Source organism: Sphingobium rhizovicinum (assembly GCF_042647625.1).
Taxonomy (GTDB): Bacteria; Pseudomonadota; Alphaproteobacteria; order Sphingomonadales; family Sphingomonadaceae; genus Sphingobium; species Sphingobium rhizovicinum.
On sequence record NZ_JBHRVU010000004.1, the window covers coordinates 524,447 to 542,117 of the forward strand.

18 protein-coding genes and 1 pseudogene are annotated in these 17,671 nt (G+C 64.9%); 7 read left to right on the forward strand and 12 right to left on the reverse strand.

From position 1 onward, the window contains the following. Nucleotides 1-51: 51 nt before the first annotated feature. Both ACFOKF_RS03970 and ACFOKF_RS03975 read left to right on the forward strand, forming a co-directional pair. A pseudogene (locus ACFOKF_RS03970) lies at nt 52-3,101 on the forward strand (glycosyl hydrolase family 28-related protein). 20 nt (nt 3,102-3,121) lie between these two features. After that, nucleotides 3,122-3,889, forward strand: coding sequence for a ThuA domain-containing protein (locus ACFOKF_RS03975; RefSeq protein WP_380797638.1), 768 nt, complete (start codon nt 3,122-3,124; stop codon nt 3,887-3,889). A gap of 119 nt (nt 3,890-4,008) precedes the next feature. On the opposite strand, the gene ACFOKF_RS03980 is transcribed toward ACFOKF_RS03975, so the two are convergent. The 5 genes from ACFOKF_RS03980 to ACFOKF_RS04000 are packed head-to-tail and all read right to left on the reverse strand — an operon-like array spanning nt 4,009 to nt 8,460. Continuing rightward, entirely contained in the window at nt 4,009-5,169 is a 1,161-nt protein-coding gene (locus tag ACFOKF_RS03980) for a mechanosensitive ion channel family protein (RefSeq protein ID WP_380793341.1), read from the reverse strand. Nucleotides 5,170-5,202: 33 nt separating this feature from the next. Next, on the reverse strand, nt 5,203-6,210 hold the full coding sequence (locus tag ACFOKF_RS03985) for a DNA topoisomerase IB (protein WP_380793343.1): 1,008 nt from the start codon (nt 6,208-6,210) through the stop codon (nt 5,203-5,205). Between the two features lie 48 nt (nt 6,211-6,258). Then, nucleotides 6,259-6,969 carry a hypothetical protein gene (locus tag ACFOKF_RS03990; RefSeq protein WP_380793345.1) on the reverse strand — a complete coding sequence of 237 codons (711 nt, stop codon included), beginning with the start codon at nt 6,967-6,969 and terminating at the stop codon, nt 6,259-6,261. Then, a complete protein-coding gene (locus tag ACFOKF_RS03995; RefSeq protein ID WP_380793347.1) occupies nt 6,966-8,330 on the reverse strand; it encodes a putative O-glycosylation ligase, exosortase A system-associated in 1,365 nt (454 codons plus the stop codon). The genes ACFOKF_RS03990 and ACFOKF_RS03995 overlap by 4 nt, the downstream gene beginning before the upstream one ends. Next, a complete protein-coding gene (locus ACFOKF_RS04000; protein WP_380793349.1) occupies nt 8,323-8,460 on the reverse strand; it encodes a hypothetical protein in 138 nt (45 codons plus the stop codon). Before ACFOKF_RS04000 ends, ACFOKF_RS03995 begins: the two co-directional genes overlap by 8 nt. A gap of 91 nt (nt 8,461-8,551) precedes the next feature. On the opposite strand from ACFOKF_RS04000, the gene ACFOKF_RS04005 reads away from it, so the two are divergent. Both ACFOKF_RS04005 and ACFOKF_RS04010 read left to right on the forward strand, forming a co-directional pair. Next, complete coding sequence (locus ACFOKF_RS04005; RefSeq protein ID WP_380793351.1) at nt 8,552-9,778, forward strand: TIGR04063 family PEP-CTERM/XrtA system glycosyltransferase; 1,227 nt, start codon at nt 8,552-8,554, stop codon at nt 9,776-9,778. A gap of 19 nt (nt 9,779-9,797) precedes the next feature. Further along, on the forward strand, nt 9,798-10,763 hold the full coding sequence (locus ACFOKF_RS04010) for a hypothetical protein (protein ID WP_449325390.1): 966 nt from the start codon (nt 9,798-9,800) through the stop codon (nt 10,761-10,763). Nucleotides 10,764-10,783: 20 nt separating this feature from the next. On the opposite strand, the gene ACFOKF_RS04015 is transcribed toward ACFOKF_RS04010, so the two are convergent. Beyond that, nucleotides 10,784-11,077, reverse strand: coding sequence for a hypothetical protein (locus tag ACFOKF_RS04015; RefSeq protein WP_380793353.1), 294 nt, complete (start codon nt 11,075-11,077; stop codon nt 10,784-10,786). 74 nt (nt 11,078-11,151) lie between these two features. Beyond that, entirely contained in the window at nt 11,152-11,337 is a 186-nt protein-coding gene (locus ACFOKF_RS04020) for a hypothetical protein (RefSeq protein WP_380793355.1), read from the reverse strand. A gap of 115 nt (nt 11,338-11,452) precedes the next feature. Between ACFOKF_RS04020 and ACFOKF_RS04025 the strand changes: the two genes are divergently transcribed. Continuing rightward, entirely contained in the window at nt 11,453-12,133 is a 681-nt protein-coding gene (locus tag ACFOKF_RS04025) for a S24 family peptidase (RefSeq protein ID WP_380793357.1), read from the forward strand. Between the two features lie 91 nt (nt 12,134-12,224). Further along, nucleotides 12,225-13,142 carry an XdhC family protein gene (locus ACFOKF_RS04030; RefSeq protein ID WP_380797642.1) on the forward strand — a complete coding sequence of 306 codons (918 nt, stop codon included), beginning with the start codon at nt 12,225-12,227 and terminating at the stop codon, nt 13,140-13,142. Between the two features lie 229 nt (nt 13,143-13,371). Here the strand turns inward: ACFOKF_RS04030 and ACFOKF_RS04035 are convergent, their stop codons facing one another. The 4 genes from ACFOKF_RS04035 to ACFOKF_RS04050 form a co-directional block, all read right to left on the reverse strand. Further along, the gene (locus ACFOKF_RS04035; RefSeq protein ID WP_380793359.1) at nt 13,372-13,557 is read right to left on the reverse strand and encodes a YbdD/YjiX family protein; all 186 of its coding nucleotides are present in this window, start codon (nt 13,555-13,557) and stop codon (nt 13,372-13,374) included. After that, the gene (locus ACFOKF_RS04040) at nt 13,554-15,602 is read right to left on the reverse strand and encodes a carbon starvation CstA family protein (RefSeq protein ID WP_380793361.1); all 2,049 of its coding nucleotides are present in this window, start codon (nt 15,600-15,602) and stop codon (nt 13,554-13,556) included. Before ACFOKF_RS04040 ends, ACFOKF_RS04035 begins: the two co-directional genes overlap by 4 nt. Nucleotides 15,603-15,668: 66 nt before the next feature. Next, entirely contained in the window at nt 15,669-16,064 is a 396-nt protein-coding gene (locus ACFOKF_RS04045; protein WP_380793363.1) for a DoxX family protein, read from the reverse strand. Next, complete coding sequence (locus tag ACFOKF_RS04050) at nt 16,065-16,511, reverse strand: pyridoxamine 5'-phosphate oxidase family protein (protein WP_380793365.1); 447 nt, start codon at nt 16,509-16,511, stop codon at nt 16,065-16,067. Nucleotides 16,512-16,637: 126 nt separating this feature from the next. Here ACFOKF_RS04050 and ACFOKF_RS04055 point away from each other — a divergent pair, with 126 nt between their 5' ends. After that, nucleotides 16,638-17,189, forward strand: coding sequence for a 2'-5' RNA ligase family protein (locus tag ACFOKF_RS04055; RefSeq protein ID WP_380793366.1), 552 nt, complete (start codon nt 16,638-16,640; stop codon nt 17,187-17,189). A 179-nt stretch (nt 17,190-17,368) separates the two neighbouring features. Here ACFOKF_RS04055 and ACFOKF_RS04060 read toward each other — a convergent pair whose 3' ends face one another. Further along, complete coding sequence (locus ACFOKF_RS04060; protein WP_380793367.1) at nt 17,369-17,671, reverse strand: alkylphosphonate utilization protein; 303 nt, start codon at nt 17,669-17,671, stop codon at nt 17,369-17,371.

The window sequence follows — 17,671 nt, forward strand, 5'->3', positions numbered from 1 at the left end:
CGTCCCGGTCCTGCACGGCCGGGACGTCTTCTTTTTTACGGAGCCTGATGGATGTATCGCGGCCTAAATGGTGGATTGAGCGGAGCCTGTGCGTCGGTGCTGCTATGTCTGGCGGCGGCGCAAACCGCCTTTGCATCGCCATCCGTCTACACCAGCATGCCCGACGACGCCCGCGCCGTGCGCGTGAAGGGCGTCGGCGATGGCCGCGCCGATGACAGCGCGGCGATCCAGCAGGCGATCGACCAAGCGGCGGCAAAGGGCGGTGGCGGCATCGTCTTCCTTCCCGCCGGCACCTATCGCATCAGCCGCACCCTGTTCCTCTGGCCGGGCGTGCGCATTTTCGGCATCGGTGAAAAGCGCCCAGTGATCGAACTGGGCGCCAACACCCCCGGCTTTCAGCGCGGCGTCGCCCATATGCTGATCTTCGCCGGCGGCAAGCGCCAGACCGACAAGGACGGCACGCCCGCCGCCTTCCCCCCGGCCGGCAGCGTGCCCTTCGACAAAAATGTGGCCGACGCCAATCCCGGCACCTTCTATTCCGCGCTCGGCAATATCGATTTCCGTATCAAGGACGGCAATCCGGCCGCGACCGCGATCCGCTTTCACTCCGCCCAGCACAGCTTCGTCAGCCATGTCGATTTCGACATCGGATCGGGCCTCGCCGGCCTCTACCATGTCGCCAACGAGGCGGAGGATCTGCACTTCAAGGGCGGCCGCTATGGCATATTGGCGGAAAAACCCTCGCCCGCCTGGCCCTTCGCCTTGGTCGACGCTACATTCGAAGGCCAGCGCGACGCCGCCATCCGCGAACATGAGGCGGGCCTGACCCTGCTCAACGTCGCCTTCCGCAATGTGCCGGTCGGGATCGAGATCGATCGCGGCTATGGCGACTGGCTCTGGGGACAGGATGTCCGCTTCGAAAATGTGTCGAAGGCCGGCGTCATCATCTCCAATGAAAAGAATGTCTATACGCAGGTCGGCTTCCAGAATGTGCTGGCCGCCAACACCCCTACCTTCGCCCGCTTCCGCGAGAGCGGCCGGACGGTGGCGGGGAAGGGCGCGACCTACAAAATGTCCTCCTTCACCCACGGCCTGACCCTTCCGGGCCTCGGCCGCATCGGCGACTATAAGACGGACATGCAGGCGCAGAGCATCGCCAGCCTGCCCGCACCCACAGCGCCCGCCATCCGTGCGCTCCCCCCGTGTCCGACTGGGTCAATGTCCGCACGCTGGGCGCGAAGGGGGACAACAGCACGGACGATACCGCTGCGCTGCAACAGGCGATCGACAGCCATCGCGTGGTCTATCTCCCCGCCGGCTTCTACAAGGTCAGCGACACGCTGCGCTTGCGCGCCGACACGGTGCTGATCGGCCTGCACCCCAGCCTGACCCAGATCGTCCTGCCCGACGGCACCCCCGCTTTTCAGGGCGTCGGCGCGCCCAAGGCGCTGGTCGAAAGCGCGCAGGGCGGTGACGCGATCGTGGCGGGCATCGCGCTCGACACCAATGGCGCCAATCCGCGCGCTACGGCCTTGCTGTGGAAGGCCGGCGCCAATTCCATGGTCAATGACGTCAAGTTCCAGGGCGGCCATGGCACCGACGCCTTCGACGGCAGCCGGCGCAACCCCTATAATAACAACGCCACTGCCGATCCTGACGCATCGCGCCGCTGGGCCGGCCAATATGCCAGCCTCTGGGTCACGCAGGGCGGCGGCGGCACCTTCGCCAATATCTGGAGCCCCAGCAGCTTTGGCCATCCCGGCATCCTGATTTCCGACACGGAAACGCCCGGTCGCCTGATTCAGGCGTCGGTCGAACATCATGTCCGCACCGAAATCGGCCTCAACCGCGTCGCCAACTGGGAATTGCTGGCCCCCCAGACCGAAGGGGAGGCGGGCGAGAGCGGCGACGCCGTTGCGCTCGAAATCCGCGATTCCCGCAACATATTGGTCGCCAATTTCCACGGCTATCGCGTCACCCGCACGCGCAAGCCCGCGCCGACCGCCGTGTCGCTCTACAATTCCCAAGACATTCGCTTCCGCAACGTCCATGTGAATGCGGAAAGCGGCCTTGGCACCTGCGACGAAAATGGCTGCGCCACCTTCCTGCGGCTCACCAAATATTCGTTCGAAAATGCGATTACGGACGTCACCCACGGCCTGGAAGTGCGCGAGCGGGAATTTGCCGTGCTCGACGTGCCGGCCAAGCCCGAACCCGTCGCCCCCTCGACCTTCGGCAACGCCTCGGTCGCCAAGCTGGCCGACGGCTTCTACGGCATCGGCGGCGGCGCGGTCGATGCGCAGGGCCGGCTCTATTTTATCGACCGTTTCTTCTCGCGCATCTGGCGCTGGTCGGATGCGGGTCGTCTGGAAATGGTTCGCGACGCCGCGCTTGATCCGGTGAACCTCACCATCGACAAGTCGGGCAACCTGCTGGTCCTCTCCTCCTATGGTCGCAACGGCACGGTCTACAGCGTCACGCCCGATGCGCCCGAAACCCAGATCAGCGTCATCCCCGCCACCCCGGCGGCCCAGAATGGCGCGGCGACGGTCTTCCCGGTCAACTGGTGGGTGAATGGCGAGTTCAGGGATCAGATTGATCCCAAAAGCTACCAGTTCACCACTCTGGCCGACATGTTCGCCCACGACACGGCCCAGCCCAATGCGCAATCCTATGTCTCGCCCGATGGCAGCATCGCGCTCCCGGCCTGGCGCGTCTTCGCGCAGGGACCGGCCGACCATCGCGGCCTGCGTTTCTCCCATTCGCTCGACAGCTATGGCTTCGTGCAGGGCAAGCCGGGCGAGCGCATCTATGTCACCAACGCGTCGGAAAACCGCACCTATAGCGGCCTGGTGGCGGCGGGCGGCACGCTGAGCGACCTCAAAATCTTCGCCGATCGCGGCGGGGAGGGCGTGGCGCGCGATGCGCAGGGCCGCGTCTATGTCGCCAATGGTCAGGTCTTCGTCTACGCGCCCGATGGCAAGGAAATCGGCCGGATCGACGTGCCCGAACGGCCGCTGCAACTGCTGTTCGGCGGCGCGGACGGCAAGACGCTGTTCATGTTGTCGCACCACGGCCTATATGCGGCGCAGATCGACTGAAGGGGGTGGCGATGCGGCGGATGATCTGGGCCTTGCTGGCGCTGCTGGGGATGCTCATCCCCTCGGCCTCCTTGGCCGACAGCCAGTATAAGCTGCTCATCCTCTCCATCCCCAACAAATATCATTATGAATATATTCCGGTCGCGCGCGACAGTCTGGAGCGGCTGGCGAAGCTCCACGCGTTCGACTTTACCTGGGCCAACCGCACCGATGCGTTCGACGGCGACCTTGGCCAATATGCGGCGGTGATGTTTCTCAATACGCCGGGTGAAGTGCTGAACCCGGCCCAGCGCGCGAAGTTCGAAGCCTATATGCGCGCCGGCGGCAATGCGATCGTGGTGCATCGCGCCGCCATCACGCCGCCCAATGACTGGGTCTGGTATGAGAAACTGGTCGGCCGCAGCTTCGTCAACCACCCGATGCTGCAAACCGGCGTGGTGACGATCGCGGACAAGGGCTTTCCCGCCACTTTCGGCCTGCCCGATCGCTGGATCTGGAGCGACGAATTTTACGTCTTCACCAATCCCTATGATGTGGCGATCGACCCGGTGCTGAAGGTGGATGAAAGCAGCTATGACCCGACGAAAATCTGGCCGGGTCAGGTGGCTAGACCCATGGGCCGGGATCATCCGGTCGCCTGGCGGCACGTTTATGAGAAAGGCCGGGTCTTCGTCACCACGCTGGGCCATGATGTCGAAATGTATCGCGATCCGACCTATCTCGCCCATCTGATGGGCGGCCTATATTGGGCCGCCACCGGGCAGGGCGAGGCAGCGTCAGGGCAATGACCTGCGAGTGGCTCAGCAACCTCCGTTCGCTTCGAGCGAAGTCGAGAAGGGGATAGCGCAGCGCTTCTTGTTTCTCGACTTGGCTCGAAACGAACGGGTCAGAGGAATATCGTCTGCGGCTAGCCGTCCACCCGCCGCACCGGCTGCACTTCGGCATAGGGCATGATCGCCTTGCCGTCCGGGGCGGCGGTGAAGCTGGTCTGGGTGGGATAGGCGAACTCGATCCCCTCTGCGTTGAACTTTTTCCAGATGGCCAGGCCAATGCGGTGCCGCATCTGGAAATAGTCATGATGGTCGGGATCGGGCACGTCGAAATTCAGCTGATAATCCAGGCTGCTCGCGCCAAAGGCGATGATCCCGGCGTTGACGAAGATCAGCCCTTCGGCCTCCACGATCGCCTTCAGCATCGCGGGGATCGCCTCCGCCTTGTCCTCTGGCGTCTGATAGATGATGCCGATGGCGTAAGTGACCCGCCGCTGGGTCAGCGTTTGCAGGCTGGTGATTTCCTTTTGCAGCAGATTGGCGTTGGACATCACCTTCTTTTCGCCGCTCATCGCGCGCAGGCGGGTGGATTTGAGGCCGATCTTCTCCACCCGCGCTGTGGTCTGATCATAGGTGATGATTTCGCCCCGGCGGAACGGCTTGTCGAAGATGATGGAAAGGGCGGCGAACAGGTCGGAAAAAATACCCTGCGCCGCCAGACCGATGGCGATGCCGCCAATGCCCAGACCCGCGACCAGACCCGTCACATTGACGCCCAGATTGTCCAGCACCACCACGGCGGCGATGGCAAACAATGCAAAGCTGACGAGGACGCGGATCAGGCCCATGGCGTTGGCCAGCGTCTCGCCCCCGCCATCCTCGGCCAGCGTCTTGCGCTCGATCAGGCCCAGGATGATCTCCCGCGCCCAGATCGCCGCCTGCAACACGGAGGCGACAGTGAACAGGAAGGCGACGGTCTTGGCCAGCGAAGCTGGGGCGTCGGCATATCCCACCACCAGCCGGGCGGACACCAGCAGCATGAAATAATGGGTGGTGCGAGCCGCCGCGCGGCCCAGCACATTGGTATAGCCCAGCGCGTCGCCTGCATGCCCGCGATGCCGCTTGCCCAGTTCGCGGATCGCCGCCAGCGCCAGATAGATGATCGTAGCCGCGCCGATGGCGATCAGGATCTGGATATAGTGCAACTGGAACCAGTGGATGGTGCTGTGCCACATTTCAGTCAGATTGGGCGGCGTCACACTGATGTCGGGAAGCGCGGGATCTTTCTTGTCGGCCATGCCTGTCCTGTTCTGGGGGAAATGAAAGGGGGTTCAGGCCGCCGCTGCAAGCGGGGCGCAATCGGAAACAGAGTCGAGGAAGGCGATCAGCCCGCGTTCCTCGCGTGACAGATAGCGCGTCCGGCGCGGCAGGCGAAGCCCTGCGCGCCAATCATCCTGCCCATCCCTGCACAGCGCGATCAGGGCGGGGTGGATATAGCTTTTGCGGCTGATCGCGGGGGTGTTTCCCAGCGCCTGCGCCACCGGGGCGATCATGTCCTTGAGCGACACGGGGCCAGCCGCCAGCGCCTCGAACGCGATGGTCGAAGCGCCCCAGGTGCGGAAATGCTTGGCCGTGAAGGGCGCGCCCATGGCATCGGCGATATAGGCGTTGACGTCGCCGGAGGTGATCGGCCGCGCCGCGCCATCCTCATCCAGATATTGGAACAGATGCTGGCCCGGCAGATCCTGCACCTGCCGCACGAAGCGCAACAGGCGCGTATCGGTGACGGTCAGTTGCTGCTGCTTGCCCGATTTGGCGCGGTAACGCAGCGTCAGCGACTTGCCCTTGATGTCCAGATGCCGGCGGCGCAGCGTGGTCGCGCCGAAACTCTTGTTGGTGGTGGCGTAATGCTCGTTGCCTACGCGTAGCTTGGCCAGGTCCAGCAGGCGCACGACGGCGGCGATGGTGCGTTCCTTGCGCAGGCCGCGCTTCGACAGGTCCGCTTCCAGCCGCTCGCGCAATTTGGGCAAGGCGCGGCCGAACTCCGGGCAGCCGGCATATTTTTCCGCCTCGCGCGCGGCGCGATAGTCGGGGTGATAGCGATATTGTTTGCGGCCCCGGTCGTCATAGCCGGTCGCCTGAATATGGCCGAAGGGGGAGGGGCAGAACCAGCAGTCGCGATAGGCCGGCGGCAGCGCGATGGCGTTCAGCCGCGCGACCTCTTCCGCGTCCGTGACGCGCTGGCCATCCGCGTCATGATAGGCCCAGCCGCGTTTCAGCGCGCGCCGCGTGATGCCGGGATTGCAGTCGTCCGCATGGACGATCGGGGGGTGCGCCATAGTTTCCTTCTCATGGCGCAAAACCCCCGGACAATCGCTTCGTTCCCGTCAGGACGGGCGGGCCGGGGCCAGCCACAGGCCGCGCCGCATGGTCTGGCGGCGGTCGGATCGCCACGGCACCGGACGGCGGCGCAGCACCGACAGATGCGCCAGCGCCAGCGTGGCGCTGACCGCGCCGACTGCAAAGGCGCAGGGCAGGGTGACGGGCGCGACGATCGGCGCGACGACTGCAGCCGTGGTGGCCCCCAGCGCCCAGATCAAAGTCGGGCCGTCGCCATCGGGACCGCGCAGCCAGAACAGGCAGGTGGACAGGCCGGTCAGGAACGCGACGACATAGCCGAGCATGGGATTTCCCGCCGCGCCCTGCACCCCGATCAGCAGCAGGATGAGGCCAGCCACCATCGGTCGCGTCAGCCGGGCGATCAGATGCGCGCTGATCGGATAGACCAGCAATTCGCACAGCAATGTCGCGCCGATGATCGCCTGCATCAGGTCGGTCCGCCCGGCGATCAGCGCCACGACGGCCGCCGCCGCCCATGGCAGCAGGCGGCGGGGCGCCATGCGGATATGGCTGATCCAGGCGATAGGCCCGCCGCGCAGATCCCAGCGCCGGTCGGCCAGCCGCAACTGGAATCCGCCCAGCAGGAACAGCGCCTGCACCGCCCATGGCAGCATGTCCGGCCCGATCAGCGGGCTGGCCAGCAACAGGCCCAGCAGCAGGCCATGGGCCAGCCCCAGCATGCGCAGGTCGCCGCTCATGCCGGCAGGCCGCGATGCTGCGCCAGCGATGCCGCCAGACTTTGCTTCGCCGCCGCCTTGCGCCGGCGGGTCAGATAGGTGTCCAGCCCGATTTGCAGGGCCAGCATCATGAAGATGAAGGGTTGATAGGCGATACCCACGAACAGCGACCCGATCATGTAGATTATATGTCCTTGTTGCAGCGCCACGGCGAGCGGCGCGATCCAGGCTTCATCGGGTCCGTCGCGCTTGCGATAGGCGCGGCGGATCATTTCGGTGCGGATGAAGCAGATGAAGTGGATGAGCGCCCAGATGGCGAAGCCGAAATAGCCCTGTTCGCCCAGCAGTTCGAAATAGGCGCTGTGATAGGCGCGGCCCTGATCGGTGACGAGCCGGCGCTCGACCCGCGTGCCGCTGTCGTCCGAAATGGTGCTCTGGGCGAAATAGGTGAAGCTGTTCTGGAGATAATTGTCGAAGCCGCCGCCGCCCGGATGCTGCTTCACATAATCGAGCGTCCACATCCACACTGCGACGCGGGTGGAGGCGCTTTCGTCGCCCTGATGATTTTCGATCGTCCCCATGCGCTGGGTGAAGCTGGCCGGCAGGAAGGGGATGGCGGCCAGCGCCGCCAGCGCCATCAACGGGCCATAGACGAATTTCTTGCTTGACCGCATCAGCATCATGCCCGCCAGGATGACCAGGCAGACAAGGCCCGTGCGCGCCTCCGTCCCCACCGGCATCAGCATGCAGGCCAGGCACAGCGCATAGCAGAAGGCCTTGAGCTTCCAGTCGCGCGGGAAAATGGTGCCATAGGCCGATACCCAGAGGATCAGCGGGATCAGGGCGATCGCGACGCAGCTGATGATGCTGCCTTCATACAGGCCGCTGTTATTTTCGACCATCAGGTTCAGCACGCCATAGCCGCCGCCCGACAGCGCCGTCTTCATGCCGCCATTGATGATGATGGTGCTGGCGCACAGAATCATGAAGACGATCAGCGCCTCGATTCGCAATCGCGTGCGCAGCACCAGCGGCAGGAAGACGCCGGCGATGATCGCCTTCCATACCCAGTTCCATTTGGTCAGCGCCTCGACCGGGAAGTCGGCGGTCATGGTGGTGTAGCCGCACCAGGCGACCAGCAGCAGCATCAGCCCCTGCCGCGCGGAAAATCGGCAATCCTTCTTGTCGTCCACCAGCAGCCATGCGCCCACCATCGCGGCAAAGGCGATGAAGGAGATGGGAATCGCGTTCAGCAGGAAATAGGACAGGCGCTGGGGCGAAACGATGTCGATATAGGCATAGACCGCGACCAGCAGGAACGGCCGGCGAAAGCCCATGAGGAAGAAGGCGGCCAGAAAGGCGAGGAAGAACAGGTCACGCATCGCCGGGCTGCTCCGCGTCCTTCAGGGGCGGCGACTCGGGATCGCGATCCAGATCGGGCCGCGACAGCAATCGCCAGGCGGCGAGCAGGATCGCACCATGGCTGACCAGCAAAGACAGCGTATCGATCATGGGAGGAGGCGGAGTCCGGTAAGCACGGACCCTGTCCTAGCGCGACAGAGTTGACGGGCCGTTAAACCTTTTCCGGCAGACAGGACTGGCTATGACACGCATTCTTCACGTGCTGGACCACAGTCTGCCGATGCACAGCGGCTACACCTTCCGTACGCGGGCGATCCTGCGCGCGCAGATGGGCAGGGGGTGGGAGGTGCGCGGCATCACCGGTCGCCGCCACAGCGCCGCCGGTCCGCAGGCGGAGACGGTTGACGGCCTGACCTTTCATCGCACGCCGGGCGAACCGGCGGTCGGCAATGCGGTGCTGCGCGAATGGCGCGACATTGCCGCCCATGCCGACGCGATCGACGCGCTGGTGCGGCAATGGCGGCCCGATGTGATCCACGCCCATTCCCCGGTGCTCAACGCCATGGCGGCGCAGCGCGTCGCCAAACGCCACGGCATCCCCATGATCTACGAGATTCGCGCCTTTTGGGAGGATGCGGCGGTCGGCAACGGCACCGGGACGGAGGGCAGCCCGCGCTATTGGCTGACGCGCCAGCTGGAAACCCATGCCGTGCGCGCGGCGGATGCGGTGGCGGTGATTTGCGAAGGGCTGCGCGGCGATCTGATCGCGCGCGGCATCGATCCGGCCAAGATCATCGTGTCGCCCAATGGCGTCGACATGGATCAGTTCGGCGCGCCTGTCCCGCGCGATCCGGCGCTGACCGCAAAGTTGGGGCTGGAGGGGGCGGACGTCGTCGGCTTCATCGGCAGCTTCTATGATTATGAAGGGCTGGACGATCTGATCGCCGCCATGCCGCGACTCGTGCGCGCCCGGCCAAGGGCGAAGCTGCTGCTGGTCGGCGGCGGCCCGGTGGAACAGGCATTGCGCGATCAGGCGCTGGCTTCCCCCTTCACCGATCATATCGTCTTCGTCGGCCGCGTGCCGCACGATCAGGTCGAAAACTATTATGCGCAGGTCGATGTGCTGGCCTATCCGCGCAAGGCGATGCGCCTGACCGACCTCGTCACCCCGCTCAAGCCGCTGGAGGCGATGGCGCAGGGCCGTCTGGTCGCCGCGTCCAGCGTGGGCGGCCATCGCGAACTGATCGAGGATGGCGTCACCGGCACCCTGTTCGCGCCCGATGATCCGGCCGCGATCGCGGCGTCGATCGCCGGCCTGTTCGCCGATCGCGGCATGTGGGACGATCGCCGGGCCGTGGCGCGCGCCTTTGTCGAGCGCGATCGTAACTGGTCGTCAAATATTTTGCGTTACGAACCTGTTTACCAAAGGCTGCTAGCCCGTCCTGACAAGGTGCGGGCGGTCGCCTGAACGAAACGTGGAAAGAGCGGTGTCGACAGGCGTTCTAAAGGGGAAGGGCAAGGCCATGGTGGCGATGGGCGGCATGGCCGTCGCGCTGCTGACCCTGGGAACGCCGATCGGCCTGATCGAAACGGTCGTGGCGTCGAGTGGCCTCAGCGAGGCCATACCGGCCGCCGCACCGCCGTTGGGCTGGACGGCGCGGCTTGTGGTTGCGGGCTTTGCCGGCCTGATGGCGGCGGGCCTGATTGGAATGACCCGTCGCGCGCCGGCCGGTGTGACGGACGAAGAAGAAGGGAAAGGGCGCGCCCATCGCGTCCAGGGAGCAAAGACCATGGGTTTCGCCTTCTCCAAGCTGACCGCCCTGGCGCGTGGACGCGCCGCGCCCGATGTTGGAACCGACGCGCCGTCGCTGCGTCGCGCCGATGCGCACCCGGATGCGCCGCCGCGTCCGCCCATCTTCGCCAGCCGCGACTTTGATGGTCTCGATATTTTCGCCCGATCCGAATCGGGCCGCCGGCCGCTGGTGGTGAATCGCGAACCGGAACCCGTATCGCCCGAACCCGCCATGCGCTTTGCCGCGCCTGATGCCCCCGCGCCGCAGGCGGAAACGCCATTGGCGCAGCCCGCCTTCCTGCGTCCGGTCGCGCTCTTCGTCGAACCGGAATCGGACCTTCCCGACTCGGTCGAAGAGGATGTCGCCCCGCTGATGGCCGATGCGATCGAACCGATCGCGCCGGCCGCCGAGCCGAAGCTGACGCCGCTGCCTTTGCGCGCGCCCACGCAGGGATTGTCCGTCAATGAACTGACCGACAGGCTGGAGCGCGGACTGGTGCTGCGATCGCGCCCTGTCCGTCCGGTGATGGCGCCGGGCGGCGTGATTGCCGACATGCCCGTCGCCCCCGCCGTGCCGGTGTGCGGCGCGGTGGAGCGCGACACGGACGAAGCCTTGCGCGCTGCGCTGGGCGCGCTGCGCTCGCTGGCCGGGCGGCGCTGATCCGGCCGGCTAACGCCTTTCTACCAATCTTTGATAATCAGCGCCGACAGTCTCAGTTCGGTGCCCGCTGGTCTGGCATGCATGCTGTCCGCCGTGATGTCGGCGACGAAATAGCCGGACAGCGGCCAGTCGACTGACCCCATCTCTGCGGCGAATATTTCCGCCCTTTCGGCATGGCTTTCACCCGCAAACTCCAGGTTGAAGAGGACGCGTCGTCCCTGGAACAGCGCGCTTTGCCAGGGGATGCTGTCAAAGATTTCGATGCTGGATGGTTCGCCTGCCCGCCGCCGCAACTGGAGGAACAGGGTGTACATGGCCCTGTCTTCAGGGCTGAGTCGCCGGGGTGCGGACGATCGCTGCGCAATGCGGAAAAGAGGATCGGCTCTTGTCATGGACGGGCGCTCCTGCGATAAGTGTTCATGAAATGTTCCACGCGCCTCGTGACACGATCGCCCGGCTCGCGCCCGCGCCGCAGGTCGAAGACCAGCCGTGGATCGCGCGCGCAATCGCGCCCGAAGCGGGTGGGCGCAATGTCGAATTCGTGCAGAAATCGTTCGATGGTGCGCAACAGCATTTGCTTTCATCTCCCTTTGTCGCGCGACTCGCAGGCTGCGAGTCGATAGGCATATTCCTATCTCAATCTCAATTTCCTACTTGTCTAGGAAAATTCCTATCGGTAAAAACAGATCATGGATGACATGCAGGACGCCCGTATCGCGCTGGAGCGGCTGGTTGCCGAACGGGGGGACAATTATGCCGATCTGTCCCGGCTGATCGGGCGCAATCCGGCCTATATTCAGCAGTTCATCAAGCGCGGCACGCCGCGCAAGCTGGATGAGGCGGATCGCCGCATCCTGGCGCGCTATTTTGGCGTGGCGGAACGGATGTTGGGCGGCGGCGCGGCGATGGCCGAACCTGCCGCGCCGCCACCCACGCGATCGCGCAGCATGCCGTCGGTCGTGGCGGTGCCGCGTTTGGCGCTGGGCGCGTCGGCTGGCGGCGGCACGCTGGACGAGGATGAACGGGCGGCCGGCGTGATGGCGTTCGATGCGCGCTGGTTGCGGCATCTGGGCGTGCAGCCGCAACATGTGTCGATCATCCGGGTCGACGGCGAATCGATGGCGCCCACGCTCAGCGATGGCGACGACATCATGGTCGATCATCGCGATGATGCGGTCCGCCTGCGTGATGGCGTCTATGTGCTGCGGCTGGATGGCGTGCTGATGGTCAAGCGGGTCGCCATGGGTCCATTGCGCGGGCGATTCAGCGTGGTCAGCGACAATCCCCATTATCCTGACTGGGCCGATATTGACCCTGCACTGGTGGATATTGTCGGCCGGGTCGTTTGGACCGGGCGGCGCTTGATCTGAACGGGTCGGACCGCCACTTTGATCAAGTGGATATTTTGCGGCGGTGATCGGGCGGCTGCCCGGTCAGAATGGCCGCGAAGGGAGTCTGGGTTTGAACGATAATGGCGGAGTGATCCGCAAGGCGATGGAATGGCGCGGCGCGCCGATGGCGCTGGCGACCGTCATCTCCACATGGGGATCGGCGCCGCGTCCGCGCGGCAGCCATATGCTGGTGCATGGCGACGGCCGATTGGAAGGCAGCATTTCGGGCGGCTGCGTGGAAACCGACGTGCTGCAACGCGCGGCCGAGGTGATTGCCGGCCGGGCGGCGCATGTTCGGACCTATGGCGTGGCGGATGGCGACGCATGGGAAGCCGGGCTGCCATGTGGCGGTGAAATTGCCGTGCTGGTTCAGCCGGTCGGTGAAGGCGGATTTGCACCCGGCCTGTTCGACCGCATACTGACCGAAAGCGAACGCGGCCGCGCGCTGACCCTGTCCACCGATCTGACGAGTGGAATGACGCGGGAAGGGGAGGCGGACGGCGCTTTCCTCAACCGCTATGATCCCCCGCGCCGCCTGCTGATCGTGGGCGCGGTGCAGATCGCCCAGTCGCTTGTCCCGCTGGCGCAGGCGATCGGGGTGACGCCGGTGGTGATCGATCCGCGCGGGCGCTTCCTGACTCAGGAGCGTTTTCCCGGCGTTGACCTGGATGATCGCTGGCCTGACGAAGCGGTTGCCGCGCGTCATCCCGGCGAAGCGACCGCCGTCGTGACGCTCAGCCATGACATCAAGATTGACGACCCCGCGCTGATTGCGGCGTTGCGCGCGCCGACCGGCTATATTGCGGCGCTCGGATCGCGCCGCAGCCATGCCGCGCGGCTGGAGCGGCTGGAGGCGATGGGCTTCACGGCGCAGGATCTCGCCCGGATCGACGGGCCGGCCGGGCTGGACATCGGCGCGGTGGGACCGGCGGAAATCGCCCTGTCCATCACCGCCGGCATGGTCGCCGGCTTCAACGCGAAAGGCTGAAGATCAAAGGCTGCCCCTCGCCGCAAGGGACGGGCGAGGGGCAGATCCCTTACGCTGTCGGGCACAAAGGACCGGCGCGCCCTAGCAAAGCGACGGGACGGATCAATACCCCATATGGCGTATTTGTGAAATTTCCTGTCGCGCCATGGGATTTTACGATTGTAATATTGCAAAATATGGCGTTCAGATTTCCACGCCGCTTCTATTAGTCTTTTGTTTTCAGTGATTTTCAGCAGCAGCGCCCGCCATTTTTGCCGCCATAGCGCGCCTCCTGCCGGTCGCGAAAAAATTGCGTGCGGTCCATCGCCGGTTGGTCGGGATGATGCTGCGCCATATGGCGCAGATAGGCGTCATAGTCGGGCAGCCCGACCATCAGCCGTGCGGTGCGGGCCAGAGTCGCCAGCATCTCCCTCATTCTGCCGGCACCAGCTGGGCCGGGATTTCCCGCGCGGTGGGCGCAGCGATCCGGCGCGCGGCCAGGCAGGTCTTCACCGTGAAGAACAGGATCGACAGCACCACCGCCAGAAACAGCGCGACCAGCGCGGCGTCGATCCGATCGTTGAAGATGATGCGCTCCATCTCCGCCATCGACTTGGCCGGGGCCAGCACTTCGCCCGCCTTTGCCGCTGCGCTGAACTTGTCGGCATGCGCCAGGAACCCGACCTTGGGATCGGCGGAAAACAGTTTCAGCCATCCCGCCGACAGGGTGCAGATCAGCAGCCAGGCCGCCGGCGCCATCGTCACCCAGGCAAAGCGGTCCTGCTTCATGCGGAACAGCACGGCGGTGCCCAGCATCAGCGCGATCGCGGCGAGCATCTGGTTGGAAATGCCGAACACCGGCCAGAGCGTATTCACGCCGCCCAGCGGATCGGTAACGCCTTGATAGAGGAAAAAGCCCCAGGCCGCGACCGTCAGGCCCGTCGCGACGATGCCGGGCGCATGGCTCTTCGTCTCCTTGAAGGCGGGCACGGCCAGCGCGATCAGATCCTGCAACATGAAGCGCCCGGCGCGCGTGCCCGCGTCGACCGCGGTCAGGATGAACAAAGCCTCGAACAGGATCGCGAAATGATACCAAAAGGCTTTCATCGCCGGCCCGCCGACCACATGGCTGAAGATTTCCGCCATCGCCACCGCCAGCGTCGGCGCGCCGCCTGCGCGGGATATGATGCTAAGTTCGCCCACATCCTTCGCCGTCTGGGCGATGAGGTCAGGCGAGATCGGAAAGCCCATGGCGGTGATCGCGGCTGACGCGCTGGCCGGATCGGTGCCGATCAGCGCGGCGGGGCTGTTCATCGTGAAATAGATGCCGGGGTCCAGGATCGACGCGCCGACCAGCGCCATGATCGCCACAAACGCCTCCATCAGCATCGCCCCATAGCCGATCATCGGCGCATGGGCTTCGCTGGCGATCAGCTTGGGCGTGGTGCCGCTGGCAATCAGCGCATGGAAACCGGACACCGCCCCGCAGGCGATGGTGATGAACAGGAAGGGGAACAGGCCGCCCGACCAGACCGGGCCATTGCCGCCGACGAACTGTGTCAGCGCCGGCATCTTCAGCGGCGGGGCCATGATGACGATGCCGATCGCCAGCGCCGCGATCGCTCCGATCTTCAGGAAGGTCGACAGATAATCGCGCGGTGCGAGCAGCAGCCACACCGGCAGCACCGAAGCGACCGCGCCATAGCCGATCAAGATCCAGCACAATTGCACCGGCGTGAAGGTGAAGGCCGGCCCCCACACCGGCGACAAGGATACCGCCTGTCCATAGACGATCGCCGCGATCAGGCCGATCAGCCCCAATATGGAAACTTCGCCGATCCGCCCCGGCCGTATCCAGCGTGTATAGACGCCCATCGCCATGGCCAGCGGCACGGTGGCGGCGACGGTGAACATGCCCCACGGGCTTTCCGCCAGCGCCTTCACCACGATCAGCGCCAGCACCGCCAGGATGATGACCATGATCATGAAGGCGCCGAACAGCGCGATCGTGCCCGCGACCTGCCCCATTTCCATCCGAATGAGTTCGCCCAGCGATTTGCCGTCGCGCCGCATGGAAATGAACAGGACCATGAAATCCTGCACTGCGCCCGCCAGCACCACGCCGAAAATGATCCATAGCGTGCCGGGCAGATAGCCCATCTGCGCCGCCAGCACCGGACCCACCAGCGGCCCCGCGCCCGCGATCGCGGCGAAATGATGGCCGAACAGCACGGTGCGGTCGGTCGCGACATAGTCGAGGCCATCGGCGCGCCGGATCGCCGGGGTCGGCCGCGCGGGGTCGATCCGCATCACATGGCGCGCGATATAGAGCGCGTAATAACGATAGGCGACGAGGAAACAGCTGACCGCCGCCACCACGATCCACAACGCGTTGACCGTTTCGCCGCGCGACACCGCTACGACGCCCAGCGACGCTGCGCCCAGCAGGGCGATGATGATCCATGGAATATGCCGGGTCACGCGCGCTCCAGAAGTCGTTTGGGGGAGGGGGCACACCCTAAGCCCCCATGCCCGAAACACAACCAGTTAGCGGCGACGCAATGGCCAATGGGTGATGCCGCTCGCCCACAAAGCCCACCAGATGATCACCGGCTGCAACGCCAGCCGCGGACCATGATACCACCAGCTCAGATGCACGCCGCCCAGCGGAATGTCGTTCAATGCATGGTTGATATTGGCCGGCCAGACGCACAGGGCATAGAGCGCCAGCCCCCATCCCGCCGCCCGGCGCAGGCGTGGGATCATCAGTCCCGCCGCGCCCGCCAGTTCGGCAATGCCGGTCAGGGCGACGACCAACTGCGGCTCCGGCACCCAGCCGGGCGTGATCGCGACGAACCCGCCGGGCCGCGCCAGGTGCGCGACGCCCGCCACCGCATAAAGGGCGGCCAGCACACCGCGCGCAATCGTCCGACCGCGCGTCATTCAGTGCAAAATGTCGATTTCCAGTTCGCCTTCATCCTGCCCGTCCCAATAATGGGCGCGTTCGGCATGGACGCGGATCATAACCAGTCCCGGCGTATCCGCCCCTTGCGCGAACCAATGTTCCAGATCGGGGTTCCAGTGCGCCTCGAACTGCGCGCGGTCGCGGATCAGGTCGGCCCGACCCTCCAGCGCGATGAACAAGGGCCGCTGGCCGAACAGCCCGCTCTTGCCATGGAAGGACAGGCTGACCCGGGGGTCGCGCTCAATGTCCTTCACCATCAGCGTGTCTTCGGTCGTGAAATAATAGCTGTCGCCGCCATGGGCGACATCCTGATTGTTGCTCATCGGCCGGGCGCCGATATGGCCGTCCTCGGTATGGGTCGACAGCATGGCGAAATCGATATGCTGCATCTTCTCGGACAGGCTGGCGATCGTGTGCTGCACCATATGCCTCACTCCTTTCCTCAGTGCGCTCTTAACGCAGGATAGGGCGATTCGGGTTCCATTGGCCATCGACACCAAAGGGAATGGAACATATAAAGAACAAAATAGCTGCTTTTCAAGGATCGCCCAATGGGACGCCGCGCCCAGCCCCTCTATCGCCTGTTCTTCGCGATTAAACCGCCGCCCGTCGTCGCGCGCCGGATTGATCATTATGCCGAAATATTGGCGGGCGGCGCAGATCGCATATTGCCCGCGCACCAGCATGTGACGCTGGGCGTCACCGCCGATGCGCCGGCCTATCCGCAGGAGACGATCGACCGGCTGCACATGGCCGCTCCCGCGATCATGGCCGACCCGTTCGACCTGCTGCTCGATCGGCTAAGCTATGGCGGTCGATCGGCCGCGCTGCGCCCCGGCCGCAGCAATGCGCCGCTGGCCCGGCTCCAGCGCCAGGTGGCGGATGCGCTGAAGCGATCGGCCGCGCCCCCGCGCGACGACTGGAGCTTCAGTCCGCATCAGACCCTTTTCTACCGCGACGGCCCTCCGGCCCAGCGCCGCATCGACGGTTTTGGCTGGCGGGTGGAGGAACTGGTGCTGATATGCAGCCATGTCGGCCGCACCCGGCATGATGTTGTGGGCACATGGAAGCTACAGGGCAGCGCGCAGTATAGCCTGTTTTAAAAGGTGTTTCTTAGCCCTCTCCCGTCTTCACGGGAGAGGGTTGGGTGAGGGTCTCTCTTCTTTTTGCTGAGGCGCAAAGGAAGAAGAAGAAAGACCCTCACCGACATCGACTAGGCAGCAAGCTGCCAAGTCTCCGTAGCCTCTCCCGTGAAAACGGGAGAGGGCAAATAGGGCGACACTCACCGCTTGCGCACAAACTCCGCGCGCAGCACCAGGCCCTTGATGCCGTCATATTTGCAGTCGATTTCCTGCGCGTCGCCGGTCAGGCGGATCGCCTTGATCAGCGTGCCGCGCTTCAGCGTCTGGCCCGCGCCCTTGACGGTCAGATCCTTGATCAGCGTGACCTGATCGCCATCGGCCAGCAGATTGCCCACCGAATCGCGCACTTCCACGACACCATCTGTGCCCGCGCGTTCCGCTGCATCCGCCGCGCTGATCCACTCGCCGCTGGCTTCGTCATAGACATAATCGTCGTCGGCCAT